Origin of the sequence: Zhongshania aquatica (genome assembly GCF_027257955.1) — a bacterium.
Classification (GTDB): Bacteria; Pseudomonadota; Gammaproteobacteria; order Pseudomonadales; family Spongiibacteraceae; genus Spongiibacter; species Spongiibacter aquatica.
Genome location: NZ_JANZNQ010000009.1, coordinates 127,021 through 143,410 on the forward strand (window position 1 = coordinate 127,021; position 16,390 = coordinate 143,410).

General features: G+C 47.4%; 11 protein-coding genes. 8 read left to right on the forward strand and 3 right to left on the reverse strand.

Annotated elements, in window-relative coordinates:
* The first annotated feature begins 177 nt into the window (after positions 1-177).
* From O9X78_RS11165 to O9X78_RS11185, 5 genes are all read left to right on the forward strand, one after another.
* Entirely contained in the window at positions 178-1,233 is a 1,056-nt protein-coding gene (locus tag O9X78_RS11165) for an OmpA family protein (RefSeq protein WP_269619764.1), read from the forward strand.
* A 29-nt stretch (positions 1,234-1,262) separates the two neighbouring features.
* Positions 1,263-4,754, forward strand: a complete 3,492-nt coding sequence (locus O9X78_RS11170) for a thrombospondin type 3 repeat-containing protein (protein ID WP_269619765.1) — start codon at positions 1,263-1,265, stop codon at positions 4,752-4,754.
* A 245-nt stretch (positions 4,755-4,999) separates the two neighbouring features.
* Positions 5,000-6,787 carry an acyl-CoA dehydrogenase C-terminal domain-containing protein gene (locus tag O9X78_RS11175; protein ID WP_269619766.1) on the forward strand — a complete coding sequence of 596 codons (1,788 nt, stop codon included), beginning with the start codon at positions 5,000-5,002 and terminating at the stop codon, positions 6,785-6,787.
* A gap of 64 nt (positions 6,788-6,851) precedes the next feature.
* The gene (locus tag O9X78_RS11180; RefSeq protein ID WP_269619767.1) at positions 6,852-8,642 is read left to right on the forward strand and encodes an acyl-CoA dehydrogenase C-terminal domain-containing protein; all 1,791 of its coding nucleotides are present in this window, start codon (positions 6,852-6,854) and stop codon (positions 8,640-8,642) included.
* 117 nt (positions 8,643-8,759) lie between these two features.
* Positions 8,760-8,948: a DUF3094 family protein gene (locus O9X78_RS11185; protein WP_269619768.1), complete on the forward strand. Its 189-nt coding sequence runs from the start codon at positions 8,760-8,762 to the stop codon at positions 8,946-8,948.
* 69 nt (positions 8,949-9,017) lie between these two features.
* On the opposite strand, the gene O9X78_RS11190 is transcribed toward O9X78_RS11185, so the two are convergent.
* From O9X78_RS11190 to O9X78_RS11200, 3 genes are all read right to left on the reverse strand, one after another.
* Positions 9,018-10,319 (reverse strand): GntP family permease, encoded by a 1,302-nt coding sequence (locus O9X78_RS11190; protein ID WP_269619769.1) that lies wholly within the window; start codon positions 10,317-10,319, stop codon positions 9,018-9,020.
* 246 nt (positions 10,320-10,565) lie between these two features.
* Positions 10,566-12,554, reverse strand: coding sequence for an SDR family oxidoreductase (locus O9X78_RS11195; RefSeq protein WP_269619770.1), 1,989 nt, complete (start codon positions 12,552-12,554; stop codon positions 10,566-10,568).
* 44 nt (positions 12,555-12,598) lie between these two features.
* Positions 12,599-14,008, reverse strand: a complete 1,410-nt coding sequence (locus O9X78_RS11200; protein WP_269619771.1) for a wax ester/triacylglycerol synthase family O-acyltransferase — start codon at positions 14,006-14,008, stop codon at positions 12,599-12,601.
* A gap of 263 nt (positions 14,009-14,271) precedes the next feature.
* Between O9X78_RS11200 and O9X78_RS11205 the strand changes: the two genes are divergently transcribed.
* The 3 genes from O9X78_RS11205 (at position 14,272) to O9X78_RS11215 (ending at position 16,380) form a co-directional block, all read left to right on the forward strand.
* On the forward strand, positions 14,272-15,120 hold the full coding sequence (locus tag O9X78_RS11205) for a peroxiredoxin family protein (protein ID WP_269619772.1): 849 nt from the start codon (positions 14,272-14,274) through the stop codon (positions 15,118-15,120).
* A gap of 19 nt (positions 15,121-15,139) precedes the next feature.
* Positions 15,140-15,808: an NUDIX hydrolase gene (locus O9X78_RS11210; RefSeq protein ID WP_269619773.1), complete on the forward strand. Its 669-nt coding sequence runs from the start codon at positions 15,140-15,142 to the stop codon at positions 15,806-15,808.
* A gap of 125 nt (positions 15,809-15,933) precedes the next feature.
* Positions 15,934-16,380, forward strand: a complete 447-nt coding sequence (locus O9X78_RS11215) for an EF-hand domain-containing protein (protein ID WP_269619774.1) — start codon at positions 15,934-15,936, stop codon at positions 16,378-16,380.
* The last annotated feature ends 10 nt before the right edge of the window (positions 16,381-16,390 follow it).

Here is a 16,390-nt window from a genome sequence, read left to right on the forward strand (position 1 = left end):
CAAAGTCCGATCAAAATTGGTATTTTTATCATTAGCCATTAACACGGAGTTAAATATGCGTAATACTCTGTCGATAATTGGGGTCAATAGGTATATCCACCTATACCGGTGTCGGTATAGCTAAGAAATAAATGCTCCATGGACACAAACACGTAGAGATAATAACGGGGTTTAAGGATGTATAGAGTCATTGGTCTTGCTTTTTTGTTCGTGTTTGTTTCTATGTTTAGCGTCATCTCCACGCCAGTTTTTGCTGCGGATGAGCTCAATTACCCCCATATATATGCCTTAGGTACGATGACTAACACGGATTCTGATCGGAATGTTGAGTCTACAAATAATGGATGGCAGCTAGGTTTTGGCTATCCCTTGTCTGAACGTTTATATATTGAAGGTTTGTATTTTGATAATACCTTCGAGACAGGTGACAACAACGGCAGTGATTTCTATCAGTCAGGTGGTGGGTTAGATCTCCAGTATGGATTTGGTAATAGAGAGCAGTTCACCCCGTTTATTTTAGGCGGTATCGGGTTTGCTGAGAATGACGTTGTGCCGGATTCTCTAGATGAAGATTCTTTCTATTGGAACGTAGGCGTCGGCTTTGTTGGCCGCATTTTTGATTTGCAATGGCTGCGTTACCGCGGTGAAGCTAGGTACGTGCAGGACGATTACTTAGACGGTCGCTCAGATATCCGTTTCGGTCTGGGTTTGGAAATTGCATTAGGTACGGTACAGCAGAAGAAAGAAGTGATCGTAGAGAAAGTCGTTTACAAACAGGTCGTTGTTGAACCTAAAGATAGCGACGGCGATCGCGTTGTTGATCAATTTGATGAGTGTCCTAATACCCTGCCTGGTGCGCGTGTTGACGGACGTGGTTGTGTAATCGAGCAACAAGTTATTAATATTGCCAATATCACCTTTGAAACAAACTCTGCCAAATTAACACCACTTGGCAAGAATACCTTGATGTCGGCGGTGTCTTTTCTTGAAAGTCAGAAAAACGTCAATATTGAAATAGCAGGGCATACCGACAGTGTAGGCTCGGACGCCTATAACTTGAACCTATCGCAGCAGCGTGCTGGTTCTGTGAAGCAGTTTTTAGTTGATAACGGAATTGCATCATACCGTCTAGATGCAAGGGGCTATGGCGAAGCAGCACCGATAGCAAGTAACGATACGCCTACTGGGCGAGCATCTAATCGACGGGTTGAATTCCGTTTAACGACTCGATAATTTAATAAAATCGCTTGAAGGAGCAGGGCATGCAAATGCAGAAGTTAGTTGTGGCATTGCTGATAGTAATGGCCACGTCGTTCCAGTTGACTGGGTGTAAGTCAGCGAATGATGGTAAATCTAGCACAGGTACGCCGAGTGCTCAGACTGATAGCGACAGTGACGGTATTTTAGATACTGTCGATAATTGCCCTAGCACATCTAATGTTGATCAGCGTGATACCGATTCTGATGGGCTGGGTGATGTGTGTGACTCAGACAATGATGGTGATGGCGTTCTAGATGCCGATGATAATTGTCCATTAGTAGCAAATCCTGGGCAGGAAAACGCGGTTACGCCTAATAATGGTGTTGGCGATGCCTGCGAAGATAGTGATAACGACTCTGTCTTCAATGATACCGACAACTGCCCTTCAGTTTCTAATGTTAATCAGCGAGACACTGATTCTGATGGTCTTGGTGATGCTTGTGATCTTGATGCCGATAACGACGGTAAGGGCAATGGCGCTGATAACTGCCCTCTGGTATCTAATCCTGGTCAAGAAGATGCAGACGGTGATGGTGTTGGTGATGTTTGCCAGGGTGACTCTGACGGAGATGGTGTTCTCAATACTGTAGATAATTGCCCCCTAATACCTAACCCGACTCAAGAAGACGCTGATAATGATGGGATCGGTGATGTTTGTGAAGACACAGATTCCGATGGTGTTTTTGATTTAGTAGACAACTGCCCGGCGATCTCAAATCCAGGCCAAGTTGATACCGACAACGATGGATTAGGTGACGTCTGCGATAGTGACGATGACAATGATACTGTTTTAGATGGCGCAGATAACTGTCCGCTGGTAGCTAATCAAAATCAACTGGATTCAGATAGTGACGGCACTGGTGATGCGTGTGAGGCAGACGCTGACAACGATGGCGTTTTGAATAACCTTGATAATTGCCCATTTGTTGCAAATACAAGTCAGGCTGACATAGATGGCGATGGTATTGGTGACGCATGTGACGATTCAGACGCGGACGGTGTTTTAGATACTGTTGACAATTGCCGTGTTAATGCAAACTCAGGTCAACAAGATCTAGACGCTGATGGTAAAGGTGATGTTTGTGATGCTGATAAAGACGGCGATGGTGTAGAAAATGATGTCGACAACTGCCCACTTGTTGTAAATACCAATCAAATTGATACAGATAAGGATGGTATCGGTGATGCTTGTCAGACAGACACTGACGGCGATGGTATCGCTAACGTAAATGACAACTGCCCAAATACACCTAATTTTGATCAGGCAGATACAGTTACTGTTAATGGTATTGGTGATGCCTGTGATGATTCTGATACAGATGGCCTAGTGGATAACGCAGATAACTGCCCACTCGTTGCCAATACTAGCCAAGTCGATACTGATGGTGATGGCGAAGGTGATGCCTGTGATATCGATGACGATGGTGATGGTGTATTAGACACAGTAGATAACTGCCCATTAGTGCCAAACTTGGATCAAGATGACGCTGGTAATAATGGTGTTGGTGATGCCTGTGAAGCGGATAACGATGCCGACAACGTTTTAGACGACGTTGATAATTGCCCAACTGTTGCAAATACCGATCAAGCTGACTTTGATGGCGACGGTATTGGTGACGTATGTGACGATGATATAGATGGTGACACGGTACCGAATGCCGCAGATAACTGCCCGCTACCTAATCCAGGCCAAGAAGTTGATGGCAGCGGAAATGCGGTAGCGTGTAACCCGACAGTGATTGCTGAAAACTTTGAATGTACTGCTGGCGCTCCAGCGGGTTCAAGTGTCGCTGCAATTGAAACTGGTTTGATTTGTACGATTACTGATATAACTGCGCCGTTGTTGGACGGGTGCTCGGTAGTGTCGGCAGACAATGCAATAGACCTAGATTTAGGCTCATTTGCGATCATTAATTACGATATTGGTGTGCTTGATGCGCCTTTACTTGGCGATGGCGGTTTAGGCTTAACGGGTTCACAAACCTTGCAAGTCAATATGCCGGCTGCGATTCCTGCTGGTCAGGTTGCTGGCTTCATTATTAGCATTCCTAATAGTACGCTTGATTTAAGTATTACGCGTCGTGTTAGCGTTAAAACATACTTAAACGGTGTGCAGAACGGTGGTGCTGGCATTGGTGAAAATAGTCAAATTGCGCTGCTTGGGCAGGGTTTACTTCGCACCAACGACGCGCTATTCCCAGCGTTTGACCCCCAAGATCCCGCGTCCTCATTCGACCCGGGCGCGTTTAGCTTCCCAGATCCAAGCGCATCAAATAATGAAACTAAGTATCTGTTGGGTTTTATTGCGCCTAATGACTACGACCGTATAGAGCTGGTTATTGATGCGCAGTTACTAACCGTTGATTTAACTGAAGCGGTGAAGGTATATGAAACCTGTGTGGCTGCAGCACCTACAGGAGCAATTGATCCTACAGTACCTGGAAGTGGTGGCGGTGATCCTGCAGCGCAGCTACAGGGCTTGTTTGAAACTATTGCTGATCCAGATGCGGTAGCCGGTGTAATTGCAATGTTGTCTGACAATGCTCCGGAAGAACTGCAGCCACTGGTTGACGCATTATCAAATCCAGATCCAGAGCAGTTACAAGCAGTATTCGATATGCTGATAGCCGGTTCTCCTCAAGAGGTTCAAGATTTCTTGGCTGTATTGGCAGGACTTGCTGGGGACGGTGGCAACGGAGCACCTAGCCCAGAGGATTTCATCGCAATTCTGACTGGTTTAGCTGGTGGTGATGTACCGACAGATCCGCAGGCTTTGATTGACCTGTTATCAGGTCTGCCGGGTTCAGATCAAGCTGACTTGATAGGTATTCTGACTGGTTTGGCTGATGGCGATGTTCCAACGGATCCGCAAGCGTTGATTGATTTGCTTTCAGGTTTACCGGGAGCGGACCAAGCTGACTTGATAGGTATTCTGACTGGTTTGGCTGATGGCGATGTTCCAACGGATCCGCAAGCGTTGATTGATTTGCTTTCAGGTTTACCGGGAGCGGACCAAGCTGACTTGATAGGTATTCTGACTGGCTTGGCTGATGGTGGTGCGCCGACTGATCCGCAAGCGTTGATTGATTTGCTTTCAGGTTTACCGGGAGCGGACCAAGCTGACTTGATAGGTATTCTGACTGGCTTGGCTGATGGCGGTGCGCCGACTGATCCGCAAGCATTGATAGATTTGCTTTCAGGTTTACCGGGAGCGGACCAAGCTGACTTGATCGGTATTTTGACAGGCTTGGCGGATGGTGGTTTGCCAACTGACGCACAAGCCTTGACTGATTTACTTGCCGGTATACCGGGCGCAGATCAAGCAGACTTGGTTGGTCTATTGTCTGGCCTTCCTGCCGGTGATCAGGCAGCATTGATAGGAACATTGACCGATTTGGCTGACCCGACTGCGGTAAGTGATGCCATTGCTGGCTTGGTTGCTGATCCCGCTTCTCTTGCTACTTTGCTGGCGGGGCTTTTGGGCGGCGGTTGATGCCATTTGAAGTAAGTAATTATTGATTAGAAAACCCCGGTCTTCCGGGGTTTTTTTTGCCTGAAGTTTCTAATGTTCTGATTATCTTCGTTTTTATAAAGGCGAGCGCTTAAGTGCTCCGCATATTTCTAGGGTTACGTAATCCAAAATAACTTGCAAGACGTAATAAAATCGCTATAGTTGTCACTGTCAACATTGGCGGGTGTATAGCTGCCCGCGATATTTTTGTTCATGAGGTCATTATCATGCCGCAATATACAGCCCCACTTCGCGATATCAATTTTGTACTGAAAGAGGTACTTAATAGCGACAAACATTTTGCCAGTCTTGCTACCCGCGAAGAGGTGAGTGAAGACTTGATGGACGCCATTATTTCTGAAGGTGCAAAGTTTGCAGAGAATGTGCTGTCTCCGTTAAATCAGGTTGGCGACCAGCAGGGTTGCACATGGTCTGAGTCTGGCGTGAAAACCCCTGAGGGTTTTAAAGAGGCTTACCAACAATTTGCCGAAGGCGGTTGGCCATCAATGACGGCTAGCCCGCAATTCGGTGGTCAGGGATTGCCTAACTCATTGGGTCTTGTTGTGACCGAAATGGTAAGTTCGGCATGCTGGTCTTGGGGTATGTATACCGGTTTATCTCAGTCTGCAGCCCGTTTGCTTGAAGTTTACGCCAGTGATGAATTGCAAGAAACATACCTCGAGAAAATGACCAGTGGAGTTTGGGGAGGCACTATGTGTCTGACCGAGTCTCACTGCGGTTCAGACTTGGGTTTGTTGAGAACGAAAGCAGATATGAATGCTGATGGCAGTTATAACGTGACCGGCACCAAGATATTCATTTCCGGTGGTGAGCACGACATGATGGAAAATATCATCCATCTTGTGTTGGCTCGAGTAGAAGGAGCGCCATCTGGAACGAAGGGTATATCCCTGTTTGTAGTACCAAAATTTCTGCCTGATGAGAACGGTGAAGTTGGCGAGCGCAACGGCGTTCATTGCGGCAGTATTGAGCACAAAATGGGGATTAAAGCCTCTGCTACCTGCGTCATGAACTTTGACAGCGCAAAAGGGTTTTTGGTTGGTGAAGAAAATCGCGGCTTGAACGCGATGTTCCATATGATGAACTCGGCTCGTCTAGGTACGGCTTTACAGGGTTTGTCTGCCGGCGAAGCGTCGTTTCAAGGCGCGTTAGAATACGCCCGTGATCGTTTGCAAATGCGCTCGTTGAGTGGACCCAAAAATCCAGACGGTCCTGCCGATCCGTTAATTGTTCATGCGGATGTTCGTCGCATGCTATTAACTCAAAAGGCCTTTGCCGAAGGCAGCCGCGCATTTATTTATTGGGTCGCTCAACTGGTTGATACCTTTTATTTCTCGGGTGACGAGGAAGCGCGTCGCGATGCAGAGGAGCTTTCAGAGCTGTTAACCCCAATTGCCAAAGCCTTCGTAACCGAAACCGGTCTAGAATCGGCGAATTACGGTATGCAAGTGTATGGCGGCCACGGCTTTATTTCCGAATGGGGAATGGAGCAAATTGTCCGCGACTTGCGTATCTCCACTCTTTACGAAGGTACCACGGGCATTCAAGCATTAGATTTGCTTGGCCGTAAAGTTATGGGTAGCGGCGGTAAGCAATTGATGATTTTCACGAAGATAATCCATCAATTCTGTAAAGATCAAAAAGAAAAGCCCGGCATGGCGCCATTTGTTGAAAAATTGGCTGTGCTAAATGCAGAGTGGGGCGACATCACTGGTAAATTAGGTGAGAAAGCCATGAGCAATGCAGATGAGGTTGGTGCAGCGTCAGTTGATTACTTGATGTACTCAGGTTATGTATCTTTGGCATATATGTGGGCTCGTATGGTTTCTGTTGCTTTGGACGGAGATGCTGACGACGCCTTCCTCAAAGCTAAGATTCAAACAGCGCAATTCTACTACCAGCGATTGCTGCCGCGGACCGAGTCACACAAATTAGCCATGTTGAATGGCGCGGAAAGTGTGATGGCAATGCCCGAAGCGTCGTTCGCATTTTAATTCCCTTTCCTACGAGGTTAACGACGGCCTTTTGGCCACCGTGATAATTTAACAGGAGCAGATTATGCCCGAATATAAAGTTCCCCTACGCGATATGCAGTTTGTTTTACACGAGGTTTTCAAAGCAGAAAATCTTTGGCAAACCATGCCTGCTATGGAAGATGTGAATCGCGAACTCGCAGACGCCATTCTTGAGGAAGGCGCTAAGATAAATGAGTCTTTGGTGGCACCTTTAAGTCAGCCCGGTCACGAAGAGGGCGTTAAATGGACTGATGGAGTGGTTACCACGCCAAAGGGTTACCCAGAGGCATTTCGTCAACTCGCTGAAGGCGGTTGGGGTGGTCTTTCGGGCGCGCCTGAATATGGCGGGCAAACAATGCCTAAGATGTTGGTGCTGTTATTCGAGGAAATGCTGTACTCCTCAAATATCGCCATGGGCTTGTATTTAACCCTTACGTCGGGCGCCGCCTTGGCAATAGATAGCCACGCTACCGACGAGCTTAAGACTAAATATCTACCAAATATGTATTCCGGTAAATGGGCTGGTGCCATGTGCTTGACGGAAAGCCACGCTGGTACTGATCTCGGTATGATTCGAACCAAAGCGGAGCCGCTCGCTGATGGTAGCTATAGCATCACCGGCACCAAGATTTTCATTACCGGTGGAGACCAGGACTTAACTGAGAATATTATTCACCTAGTGTTGGCAAAATTACCTGATGCGCCAGCGGGATCAAAAGGTATTTCTTTATTCCTCGTTCCTAAGATGAAAGTGAATGAAGATGGCAGTGTTGGTGAAAACAACGGTGTTCACTGCGGAAGTATTGAACACAAGATGGGGATCAATGCCTCTGCAACCTGCGTGATGAACTTCGATGGCGCTCAGGGCTACCTTGTTGGCGAGATTAATCGTGGTTTGCAGGGTATGTTTACCATGATGAATTACGAACGTCTTTCTGTTGGTATTCAGGGCTTGAGCGCTGCGGAAGCTGCGTATCAGTGGTCCTCAATTTATGCCCGAGAGCGTATACAGAGTCGCGCGCCATCAGGCCCGGTGAATTCCGCTGGTGCCGCTGATCCTATTGTTGTCCATCCAGACGTCCGTCGTATGCTATTAACACAAAAGGCCTATGTTGAAGCTGGACGTGCCTTTGCGGTTTACGTTGGCAAACAGCTAGATGAATCTAAGTTCGGCAGTGGTGACGTTAAGGGCAAGGCGGAAGGTATGGTGGAATTATTGACCCCCATCGCCAAAGCTTTCCTTACTGATAAGGGACTTGAAGGTACCGTTGCTGGTCAGCAAGTCTTCGGTGGCCACGGTTATGTGCGCGAATGGGGTATGGAACAATTAGTGCGAGACGTACGCATTAGCCAAATCTACGAAGGTACAAACGGTATTCAAGCGCTTGATTTGATGGGGCGCAAAATTGCAGCTAACGGCGGTCAAAACTTGAATGTGTTGATAGCCGAAATGCGTGAGTTTGCAGCGTCAGCGTCGTCAGTTAGCGGTATGGATGAGTTCTTGGGGCCATTACGCGATGCGGTCGATAATCTTGAATCATTGGCTGAATTCGTTTTGGCTCAGGCGCAAGCTGGCGATGCGAATGCGATTGGTTCGGCGTCTGTCGAATTTTTGCACGTGATGGGCTTTACGCTATACACCTACATGTGGGCAATGATGACGCGCACGGTACTCAGTGGCGAAAGCCAGCTGGGTGATGCGTTTGGCCAAGCGAAGATACATACAGCGCGTTTCTTTATTCAGCGTTTGCTCCCACAAGCGAAGGGGTTGAGTGAATCTATTCGCAACGGTAGTGCTAGCTTAATGGACATTCCAGAGGAGGCGTTCGCTTAATTTGATGTCCACGCGTTAAAACTGGTGAATAAGGCGGCGTCTTGCGATAATAGAGCCGCCTTTTTTGTTGCCTGCTTAAACAGGGGTAGTGCCATTCGTGACTTTAGTGGTGAATCAATGGAAAACGAACACAATAAACTATACCCAGAAGATCAAGCAAAAGTAGATGCTTTCTTGAAGCAGGGTTATAACAACGTTGAGCGTAAACCTTATCGACCATTCAAGTTGTTGGGTATTTTGCTCATCATGGTGTCTACCATTTCCGCTGGCGCCTTGGTCCTAGCATGGATGAGCGGTATCCATTAACTCTGCCGATCGTTATTGTCCATCACGTATCTTTTGCCGAATAAGATATAAAGATGCGTGGCAAAGCTCCTAGAAAAATTGCATTAGCGTGACGGCCAATACTAAGCCTGCGGTAGGAATTGCTATCGTCAGCGCGGCAATTGGCCAATAAGCACTTTTATGTGTTTCTCCGCAAATCGCTCTAACCGTTGTTACGATATAGCCATTGTGAGGGAGTGAATCTAGTGCGCCTGATGCAATGGACGAGATTCTGTGGAGTTGGTCTGGGTTCACGCCTAAATCAGTGTAATGAGGTGCCAGCACCGGTAGAGCGATGGATAAGCCCCCGGATGCCGAACCGGTGAGCCCTGCTATTGTAGTAACTGCGACGGCTGCGCCGATTAACTCGTTCCCCGGTATTCCCGTCATAGCATCTACCGCGACAGCAAAAGCAGGTGACGCTTTTGCCATAGTCCCAAAACCAACAACCGCTGCGGTATTCCCAATAGCTATTAAGGCTCCCGTTGTGCCCTCATTAATTGCCCTGTTCATATTGTGAAAGTGCTTAAAGTTGATCGCGACTATGCAAATACAGCCGCCGAGTAAGGCGAGAATAAGCGCATATTGCTGCAGTGATTCGTGAAAGAAAAACGAGACGCTGAGTACAACCAGCAAGGGTAGAAGGCCGAAGATGGGGTTTGGGTATTCGCGTTCAGGAATATCAGGATCGCTGTCACGATGCTCAAAGTGTTCGCCATTCGCAATTGCTTTGCGAATCATTCGGGTAATCCAGATGAACCCGCAGACGGCCATAAATATTGCGACGATAAAACTTACTTCCCATGCTGCATAGGGGCTGGTGTGTAAAAATTTAACGGGAATCCAGTTTTGAATTTCCGGTGAACCTGCCGTTGTCATCGTAAAGGTGATTGAGCCAAACGCTAAGGCGCCAGGTATAAAACGTCTTGGTAAATTGGCATCTTTAAACAATCCCAATGCCATTGGATAAACAGAAAAAGCAACAACGTAAACACTCACCCCGCCATAGGTTAATACCGCACAGGCCAGAACTATCGCTGCAACCGCGTGCTTCATGCCTATTTTACTGATAATCCAGCGTGCTAGGCTGTCTGCGGTGCCGGTATCTTCCATAAATTTACCGAACAAACTACCCAATAAAAACATTAGAAACCATGCGCCGACGAAGCCCGCAAAGCCATTCATATAAGTGGTTACGAAGGCGTTCGGGCTATCGCCCGGAAATACCGGAATACCGCCGCTTAGTCCAACAATTAGGGCACACAATGGGGCGGCAATAAATAGATTCCAGCCGCGTAAGGCGAGGGTTGTTAGTAACAGTAAGCCGCCGACTAAGCCGATCATGCTGATCATGAATTGCTCCTAAAGCGTATTAGGTCGTCTTTTTTTAAGGGATCTATCCTAACTGAGGAGGGCAAGAAACTGCGAATATAAAACTGAATTATTTTGAGTCTATGATCGATATTACGTCACCACGTGTAGCTGTCTATTTTGGGGGCGATTAATTTTAGGAGGGCTAGATAGGTCTAGTACAAAGAAGGGAGTAGCTCGAAAAAGGGTTAACGAGGGAGTTGCCCCCTCGTCAACGATGTGCAGAATTTAGACGTGAATTCCTTTCAATACCGCCGCCAGCGCAATTTGCTCCGATGACGCTTCGGTTTTCTTCTCGTCGCCTTCACCTTTCGCGGCCGAAGAGTCAGGGAAAGTGCGGAAAACCGTGTTCATGGTGATTTCTACAGCTTTTGGCATAATCGCATTTAGAACCTGCATAGTAATGCCCAGACCAGTTGCAATTCGTTTGGGTCTGCGGATGATGGCATTACAGATCATGTCGGCAGCTTCATCCGGTGATAGCGTTGGCACCGAGTTATAGATCGATGTTGGTCCAATCATCGGCGTTCTAACCAGTGGCATATTGATGGTTGTGAAGGCAATGTTTCGGTCGGAGAACTCCGCAGCCGCTGCTCGTGAGAACGCGTCTAACGCAGACTTAGATGCCGCATAAGCCGAGAATCTTGGCGATGTGCCGACAATAACCGCAATCGACGAAATATTGATTACATGACCGGCTTTGCGTTCTAACATTGAGGGCGCCAAGCCCATGATTAAGCGAATCGCGCCAAAGTAGTTAAGCTGCATGGTGCGTTCAAAATCATGGAAGCGGTCAAAGGTTAGTTCTAGTGAGCGACGTATTGAGCGCCCTGCATTGTTCACTAAAACGTCAACTTGGCCGTGATTTTCTAGTAAGGTCGCCACTAATTTATCGCAGGATTCTAGGTCAGACACGTCGCAGCTATAAGCATAGCTGGTGCCACCTTTTTCAGAAATCTCTTTTTGTGTTTCTTCGAGTTTTTCAAGTGACCGCGCAACGAGAACGACCTTCCCGCCCGCCGAGGCAAGCTTAATTGCGGCTGCTTTACCAATGCCAGATGATGCGCCGGTAATCACAATAACTTTGTCTTTTACATTGCCGCGCAATGAGCGATCTTTAAAGAGGTCAGGATCTAGGTTGCGCTCCCAGTAGTCCCAAATTTTATTCGCATAGTCTGCTAAGGCTGGTGGTGAAATACCGCTTCCTTTTAAGGCTTTAAGGGTTTCGCGAGTATCAAACCGCGTGGGCATATTCATAAATCCAACGGCATCTTGCGGGATATGATAATCCGCTAATATCGCGCTTATGATTCGGCGAACCGGCGGCAGACCTTTCAGTAGATTAAGAATTGATGCGGGAATGAAGGCAAACATGCGCATATCTATACGCAGTGCAAAGCGGGGTGCATGCGCTGCTTCTGAAAATATATTGAGTACTTCGCCAACTTGCTGAGACTCAGTGTTCACCAAGTGGAAGCAGCGGCCGTCTAACCCCGTTTTGTGAGAGAGAAAATCCATTGCGTCGGCAACGTAGTCCACCGGCACAATATTCATTTGCCCGCCCTCAACGCCGATTAGCGGCACCCATTGCGGAATACGGTTGCGGAGCTTTTGAATCAATTTAAAAAAGTAATATGGGCCGTCAATTTTATCGATTTCGCCGGTTTTGGAGTCGCCAACAACCATGGCGGGCCGATAGATGCGGTAGGGTATTTTGCATTCGTTGCGAACTAAACCCTCGGATACATGTTTGGTACGGAAGTACGCGTGATCAAGCCCTTTGGCTTCTTCGAACATATCTTCTCTGAATGTGCCCCGGTACAGGCCGGCAGCAGCAATTGAGCTCGCTAAGTGAAAACATTTTGCCGCCATTGCTTCGGCGGCGGCAATCGCGTTTTTGGTACCCTGAACGTTCGCAATTTCTTGGCTAGCGGCGTCCGCTTTTAAGTCGTAGATAGCGGCTAAGTGGTAAAAGTGCTTCACCGAACCCTTTAGCGTCGCCATATCCTTTGGGCTAATACCTAGGCGAGGTTTAGATAGATCCCCGTTAATGGCGATTAATCGGTCACTAGTAAGGCCGGTTCTTTCTAATAGATCTTTGTATTTTTGTTTTGATCCTCGGCGTACTAATACATAAATAGTACCTTTTCGTTTCGCGAGGCGTTCAATCAAAAAGCGACCAATAAAGCCGGTACCGCCGGTGACAAAATAGCTCATGGGTAAATCTCCAAGTGTTTTGCTTCGTTATATTTATATCGTCTTTATTTTTTCTCTTTTCTAAGTACAGACGGCGAAACAGCTTCTTCAAGATCATCGAATGCATCGTGAATATAGTCGCCAAGAACCCCCAAGTTTGGCATCGCGGTGGTTGCTACCAAACCAAATTGCAAGCGTCCGTCATAACTGTATAGCGTAATATTGAGGTGGTTGCTGGGTGTTAGGGCGCTAATCGGGTACATTTCTTCTAATTTAGCGCCTTTTAGATACAGCGCTTTCGCTGGCCCAGGAACGTTCGATACTAAGGTATTCCCTAGCGGCGGCAGCACGTCGCCGAGTTTGAGTGCTTCGCCGATCAACGATACGCCGCCGAGTAAGACTGTGTATGCCATCACAGAAGCGGGCGGCACACCATCTATCTGGTAGCGTACATTCCGCAGTGTAAAGCCGATTTCGCGGAGTCTTTCATAAGGATCAGTGGTTTTGTTGGCCAGTTCGACGAGGACAATGCCGATTTTGTTGCCCAGGCTATCGTCACCGCTCTTACGTAAATTTACCGGCATTTGAATGGTGATGGGTTCGTTAATGTCGGCGCCACACTCTTGTAAATACCGGTGTAAGGCGCCGTCTATGCAAGTCAGGGCAATATGATTTAGCGTAGAGCGAGTGAGTTTCCGCAGGCGATTGACGCGCTCCATATCAACTGCGGCGGTGGCTATTTGACGTCCCGCACTTACTTGTCCGGTTAGAGGCGTTGAGCTATTTGCCCTGAACGGCACTGCGACGGCGTTTTTAGTTAAATTCAATGTTTCAAGCGCTAGCTGTGTGGTGAGCTTGCTCAGACCGGCGATCCCCTTAATATAATCGCTAGAGCGTCCGCCAAGCTGGGTGAGTACCTTCATAATAGAAATACTGTCGGCGGTATTTTGCAGACGTTTTTGTGGCAGTACGGACCAAATAGGTGTTACTGACTTTGTTCGAGCGGAGGTGCTCAAGCTATTCACTAGCCATGATGACATCGTTACACCGTCGGCGTAGGCATGGTGTAGTTTTGTATAAATTGCAAAGCGATTCTCGTCAATGCCTTGGATTACATGCATTTCCCACATGGGGCGCTCGCGATTCATACGGATGTTATGCAAATTACCGACTAAGTCGTATAGGCATTCTCGAAAATCACTGCCGTCTATATTGTGAAAAAATACGTGATTCGCAATGTCAAAGTTCGTATCAGACATCCAGTGAGGCGCACTAAATGCGGAAAATTTGATGATTTGATTAAACGGTGCGCGAATTTCGTCAATGTTACCGGCATACTCGTCAACGAGCTGTTCAACATAGTTTGCTGGTGCGTTGTTGGGTTTGCGAAACATCAGTAAGCCGCCAACATGTTTGGGGCTCGCGTCGGTTTCCGTCAGGAAAAAAGCCAAATCCATTATCGAAAGTTTTGCCATGAGGTATCCACACCTTATTATTGCAACTATTTGATATAGCCAGCTTTGTTGAGTAATTCAGGCGATGCCACATCGCAAGCTATGTGATTGAATGCAGCGTCAGTCTATGACCTAATGTTTTTATTGGCTATTGCCTGAAATTTCTCCTACGAAGAATTTCGGTCAATGGTTTAAGGACATGCTGTAAGCTCAAGCTACAATACATTCATCAATTTTCATAGAGAAACACCACGCTAAATGGCGAATAGTCGGGATAACAAGTAATGATAAAGGGGCTTATTTCGCGCTTAAAACGCTGGTACGCGATACCGTACTTACTTACTTGTATTGCCGTGTCGATACAAAGCATTTCGCACCTGTTTAATGACGATAAATTGAGTTTGTCATGGTTAGGCGCTGCGGTAGCGGTTGTGCCCTTGGTATTATTTATGAGTATGGTGTACAGCTTTCCCTATACTCGCTTCGTGCAGTTTATTGCGACTCCTGTGGTAATGGCGTTAATCGGCGCAGTCTTGGCGGTGGTTGAAATGCGGCCTTTACCTACTTTTTACACGATGTTTTTTGGTCTAGGTGGTGTGCTGGTATACGTGTTCTGGTACACCTACTTAGATCGCAGCGACAATGTTTTACTGCATAAAGGTGACCTCCTGCCTGACTTTACGGTGAATTCTTTAGAGGGCGAGCCAGTTGCCTCGTCGAGTTTTCTTGGTCGAAAAGTGCTCTGGGTTTTTTACCGTGGTAATTGGTGCCCTATGTGCCAAGCTCAATTGGCGGGAATAGCAAAGCACTATGACGCGTTTAAAAAACGAGGCGTCGACGTGGTATTGATAAGTCCGCAGAGTCGATTAAAAAGCAAAGAGCAAAAATCCCGTCTTGGCGTAGACCTGCAATTTTATGAAGACGAGAACAACCAAGCTGCTTGTCGTCTTGGTATTGTTCATCGATATGGGGTGCCGTTGGGGATGCTTGGCTATGGGCACGATACCGTCTTACCAACTGTGTTATTAACAGACGAAAACGGCGTGATAGCTTATGCGGATTTAACCGACAATTTCAGATATAGACCGCAAGCAGAAACATTGATAAATGCCTTGGACGAAGTTTGGGCATAGCGCAACGGAAGTGAGAATAATGACGACAGATATACGTGCAGCCGCTACCGCGGTGATTATTCGTGATACTGAATGTGGAATAGAAACCCTGCTATTGCGCAGACATAAGCAGCTGAAGGTTGGCGGCGGACATTGGGTGTTTCCCGGTGGCACTGTTGACCCCGAGGATTACCTCGGTACGGAGAATAAAGAGCAGGCGGCGAGAGTGGCTGCGGTGCGAGAAACCGAGGAAGAGGCCGGTATATTTTTGCGGGTTGAAGACTTGCTATTCCTGTCACATTGGACAACACCGCCGGCGATGGGGCGGCGCTTTTCAACATGGTTCTATCTTGTTAAAGGCGATAATGCAGAAGTCATTGTCGACGGTGAGGAGATGGATGATTTTTGCTGGGGAACACCAGCGTATTTTTTAGATCAACATCGTCGGGGAGAGTTGGCGTTAATGCCACCAACCGTCGTTACGTTGACGGAGTTGGCTGCTTGTCATACTGAGCGAGAGGCGACGGAGTTCTATCGCAGCCGAGAGGTACCGTATTTCGAGCCGTTGATAACGTCCCATAATGATGTGCCGTGTATGTTATATCGCGGTGATGCCGGATATGAAGCAGTAGATCCTGCGTTGATTGGCGCGCGGAATCGCTGCTATTTAGAGAGTGGTGTTTGGCGTTACGAGTATAGGGCCGAGTAGTTTTAGCTGAGATTGTTTTCATGTTTTTTTTATTTCCCGCGAAGGATTTTTCTGTTTGCTGTGTTTAATCGTTAACGGCCGTAACAATGCAGCAAAATATTTGATAGTGAATCTTGGGAGTAGCAATGATGAACACAGCACAAAAAATACTTAGTGTTATCGTATCTTTGGCAGCGATGTCCGCTATTGCGGGTGAAGGTGGTAAGCACCCTAAGTTTGATTTGAATGGAGACGGTACAGTCAGTACTGAGGAGCTGTCTCAACATCGCCAGGCGATGTTTGCAAAAATGGACTCAAATAGCGATGGCAATTTGACCCGTGACGAAGTGGCTGAATTTAAAGCAAAAATGAAGGCTGAGAGAGAGGCAAACAAGAAGGACCGTTTTGATCGTGCTGACGCTAATCACGACGGGAAAGTATCTGCACAGGAGTTTGCCGCAGTTTCCGATGAGATGGCTAAGCGAATGGATAGCAACGGCGACGGCAATGTCGATCGGCGAGAGATGTTCAAAGCAATGCGCGACCGGGACGGTGATCGCCGCGATGGTGTGCATGGTTCTGGTGATTTGTAATTGAATCGTC